Origin of the sequence: Helicobacter anseris, from assembly GCF_003364335.1 — a bacterium.
Lineage (GTDB): Bacteria > Campylobacterota > Campylobacteria > Campylobacterales > Helicobacteraceae > Helicobacter_H > Helicobacter_H anseris.
The window spans coordinates 1-1,106 of sequence record NZ_NXLX01000042.1; the positions used below are offsets into that span (position 1 = coordinate 1).

Sequence of the window (1,106 nt, forward strand, 5' to 3'; positions counted from 1 at the left end):
TCTAGCTTCTCTAGGGTCTAGGAGTTTTCCTGCTTGAACTTGCTTGTAGAGCTTGTTTGTTGTATCTCCAAGTGCATCATAGACACTAAAATCCATAATCCAATCCACTCCAATCACTTCATCAATAAAAGGAAGCATTCCATACTCATCAGGCTGTATGCTCTGAGCAAGGTTTTCTATGATTGAAGCTTTGAGGGGATTTTCTCTCTCACCATCAAGAATCCCTCTTACTTCATAAGAATCTTGAAGAATCAAAAGTGGATTTCTAATCCTATCTTTGATATTTACTCCAAGTTGGATTGCTAAAATCAGAGCTTGTTTAGCTCTAGCTTTAAATCCTAGATTTGCCATTTCTCCTGCTTCAATAAACCCATTAGCATCTCCTAATATCCCTGCACATAGATTCCACTCTCCTATATGCAAATAAGATTTGAGTGTCCCTCTATTCTCTTCTACTCTTTGTGTAATCTCAGGAAACTCTTTTGCATTACCAATAGCTTCTTGTGGTATATCAATAATGGCACATTTTAATCCACTTCTTTTTACTAAATAGATATATCTCTCTTTCTTGCTTTTAAGAGAAAGATAGTATTCTTTCTCTTCTTTACTCCAAGGAGCAATGCTTCCTTTTAAAGGTTCTTTGAGATATAAATCTCTCCATTCTAAAAAATAAGAGCGATCTCTTGAATCACTAGGATTGAGATAGCTAGGGGTATAAGAGTAGAAGGGGGAAGAGGAGAGAATGCTTTGCACTTCTTCAAGTTGTTTTGTCCTTCTTAGCTTTTCTCTCGCTAAGAAAGATTTGTCTGAAAAATACTCTCTCTCAGGTTCATCTTTGAAAATAGTTCCTCTCTTGTATCTATAATCCTTCATTATCACTTGATTCTTCTCATCTAATCCTATGGTATTTCCATATAAATCTTTAACTTCTTTCATTGCTTTTTCTCCTTTATCTTGATTTGAACATCCCAAGATTAGAAAAACAAGAAAGTAAATCCAAAAAAGCTTTTTCATCATTTTGTCTTTAAATCAGGATTTTTCCCTCCAGTGTCTTTGAAGGGATTTTTATCCCCCCAAGAGCTTAGGTCTTGATTGAAAGAGGTGGC

General features: G+C 35.4%; 1 protein-coding gene. It reads right to left on the reverse strand.

All coding sequences use genetic code 11. The features are described from left to right. Positions 1-936, reverse strand: a 936-nt coding sequence (locus CQA57_RS08095) for a hypothetical protein (protein ID WP_147288378.1), incomplete at its 3' end; no start/stop codon positions are given. Between the last annotated feature and the right edge of the window lie 170 nt (positions 937-1,106).